The 3,106-nt window shown below is 58.2% G+C and carries 3 protein-coding genes; all 3 read left to right on the top strand.

The genetic code is table 11. From position 1 onward, the window contains the following. Positions 1-4: 4 nt before the first annotated feature. A complete protein-coding gene (gene gmd, locus WNY39_RS17900; protein WP_342847742.1) occupies positions 5-1,129 on the top strand; it encodes a GDP-mannose 4,6-dehydratase in 1,125 nt (374 codons plus the stop codon). A 4-nt stretch (positions 1,130-1,133) separates the two neighbouring features. Beyond that, entirely contained in the window at positions 1,134-2,102 is a 969-nt protein-coding gene (locus WNY39_RS17895; RefSeq protein ID WP_342847740.1) for a GDP-L-fucose synthase, read from the top strand. 54 nt (positions 2,103-2,156) lie between these two features. Beyond that, a partial coding sequence (locus WNY39_RS17890) for a sugar phosphate nucleotidyltransferase (protein WP_342847738.1) occupies positions 2,157-3,106 on the top strand: 950 nt, incomplete at its 3' end.

Raw genomic sequence — 3,106 nt, 5'->3', positions numbered from 1 at the left:
ATCCATGACGAAACGCGCGCTAATCACCGGGATTACAGGCCAGGACGGGTCTTACCTTGCGGAATTCCTGCTGGAAAAGGGGTACGAGGTGCATGGGATCAAGCGGCGGGCATCGTCGCTGAACACCCAGCGGATCGATCATATTTACCAAGACCCGCATGTGTCCAACCCACAGCTGCATTTGCATTATGGCGATCTGACCGACAGTTCGAACCTGACGCGGATCATTAGCGAAGTGCGGCCCGACGAGGTCTATAACCTTGGCGCGCAAAGCCATGTCGCCGTCAGCTTTGAATCGCCGGAATATACGGCGGATGTGGATGCGAATGGCACGCTTCGGTTGCTTGAGGCGATCCGGTTTCTGGGTCTTGAGAAACAGACCAAATTTTATCAAGCCTCCACCTCCGAGCTATACGGTTTGGTGCAGGAAACCCCGCAAACCGAAACCACGCCTTTCCACCCGCGCAGCCCCTATGCGGTGGCCAAGATGTACGCCTATTGGATCACGGTGAACTACCGCGAGGCCTATGGCATGTATGCCTGCAACGGCATCCTGTTTAACCACGAATCCCCGCGTCGCGGTGAAACCTTTGTCACGCGCAAGATCACCCGCGGGCTGGCCAATATCGCCCAAGGGCTGGAGGAGTGTCTGTACATGGGCAACATCGACGCGCTGCGCGATTGGGGCCATGCCAAGGATTACGTGCGCATGCAGTGGATGATGCTGCAACAGGACGAACCCGATGATTTTGTGATCGCGACGGGTGTGCAATATTCCGTGCGCCAGTTCATCATCTGGTCGGCGGCCGAGTTGGGGATCACCCTGCGGTTCGAGGGCACCGGCGTTGAGGAACGCGCCATCGTGGACACTGTCGCAGGCGAGGATGCCCCCGGCGTGAAACCCGGCGATGTGGTTTTGAAGATCGACCCGCAGTATTTCCGCCCTGCTGAAGTGGAGACACTGCTGGGGTCGCCCGCCAAAGCCAAGGAAAAGCTGGGTTGGGAGCCGCAGATCACCACGCAGGAAATGTGTGCAGAGATGGTAGCGAATGACCTGAAGGTCGCGCGGCGGCATGCGCTGTTGAAAGAGCACGGGTTGGAACTGCCCATCTCGCTCGAGAACGGGTAGGCCCATGCGCAAGATTTATATCGCAGGGCATCGTGGCATGGTCGGTGGTGCGATCCTGCGTCAGCTGCAGGCACGAGAGGCCGCTGGCGAAGCGTTTGAGCTGGTGACGTGCACCCATGCGGAACTGGACCTGACCGATCAAGCGGCGGTGCGTGACTTTATGGCGACTGAGCGGCCTGATGTGGTGATACTGGCCGCGGCCAAGGTCGGCGGGATCATGGCGAACAACAGCTACCCCGCTGATTTTATCTACGAAAACTTGATGATCGAATGCAATGTCATCCACCAGGCTTTTGCGGCCGGGGTAAAACAGCTGCTGCAACTGGGCAGTTCGTGCATTTATCCGCGCGCGGCCGCGCAGCCCATGGCCGAAGACGCGCTGCTGACTGGGACGCTGGAGCCGACGAACGAGCCCTATGCCATCGCGAAAATCGCGGGCATCAAGCTTTGCGAAAGCTACAACCGTCAACACGGCGTGGATTACCGCAGCGTGATGCCGACAAATCTTTATGGTCCGGGCGATAATTTCCACCCGCAGAACAGCCACGTATTGCCCGCCCTGATCCGCCGCTTTCACGAGGCGGCCCGCGATGGGCTGGAGGAAGTCGTGATCTGGGGCACCGGCAAACCCATGCGCGAATTTTTGCATGTGGACGATATGGCAGAAGCGTCTCTTTTTGTGCTCGACCTGCCGCAAGATACCTATGCTGCAAACACGCAACCCATGCTAAGCCATATCAACGTTGGCACGGGCACTGATGTTAGCATTGGTGAATTGGCCCAAATGGTGGCGGATGTGACGGGGTTTAAGGGCAAGCTTGGCTTTGATACATCGAAACCCGATGGCACAATGCGTAAGCTGATGGATGTGTCGCGGTTGGCAGATATGGGTTGGCGCGCGCAGATTGAGTTGCATGACGGATTGAGGGAGACCTATGACTGGTTTTTGCAGCAGGAAACGGTTCGTTCATAATCCCCGCCAATTTATTAATGTCTCGTTAGATTAATCGCTATTAAGGTTCCTATCATGATCCATCCTATCCTTCTTTGTGGCGGTTCTGGTACGCGTCTTTGGCCGCTGTCGCGCAAGTCATACCCTAAACAGTTCGCCAAGCTGATGGGCGATGAAAGCCTGTTTCAGGCCTCGGCGCGGCGTTTGTCTGGTGACGGTTTTGCGGCACCTGTGATTGTGACGGGGGACCCGTTCCGCTTTATCGTGACCGAACAACTGGCGCAGGTGGAACAGGCGGCGATGGGTATTCTGATCGAACCCGAGGGGCGCAATACTGCACCGGCGATCCTTGCTGCTGCGTTGTGGATTGCCAAAACCGATCCTAGCGCGCTGATGTTGGTGGCCCCGTCTGATCACGTGATCCCTGAAACGGATGCCTTTGCCGCGACGGTTCAGGCCGCCGTGCCGCGGGCGCAGTCGGGCGATTTGGTGACCTTTGGGATCACGCCGACGCGCCCTGAAACCGGCTATGGGTATCTTGAGCTGGCGGCAGGTGCGGATGCGGGGGCAGATGCGCCGCAATCGCTGGCGCGCTTTGTTGAAAAACCGGATGCCGACCGCGCGGCCAAGATGTTGGCGGCGGGGAATTTCCTGTGGAACGCGGGGATATTCTTGTTTACTGCGGATGCGATCATTGCCGCTTACGAGGCCCATGCGCCTGCCTTGTTGACGGCCGTCACCGATGCACTCAGCAAGGCCGATCCGGACCTTGGCTTTACCCGTCTAGACCCTGCCGCGTGGGGCAAAGCCGATGATATCTCGGTCGATTATGCGATCATGGAAAAGGCCGACAATCTAGCGGTCATGCCCTTTGGCGCGGGCTGGTCCGATCTGGGGGGCTGGGATGCCGTGTGGATGGAATCCGGCCCCGATGCGCAGGGCAATGTCTGTTCGGAAAATGCCACCGCGATTGATTGCAAAGATACCCTGCTGCGGTCGGAAACCGACGGGTTGCAGCTGGTTGG

It is taken from the genome of Sulfitobacter sp. AS59, assembly GCF_038899995.1.
Taxonomy (GTDB): Bacteria; Pseudomonadota; Alphaproteobacteria; order Rhodobacterales; family Rhodobacteraceae; genus Sulfitobacter.
Note: the sequence above shows the minus strand (reverse complement) of the source record. Positions and strands in the feature narration are given on the sequence as shown.

Coding starts and splice junctions, on each gene's coding strand:
- gmd (WP_342847742.1), top strand. CDS start 5: ATGACGAAACGCGCGCTAATCACCGGGATTACAGGCCAGGACGGGTCT.
- WNY39_RS17895 (WP_342847740.1), top strand. CDS start 1,134: ATGCGCAAGATTTATATCGCAGGGCATCGTGGCATGGTCGGTGGTGCG.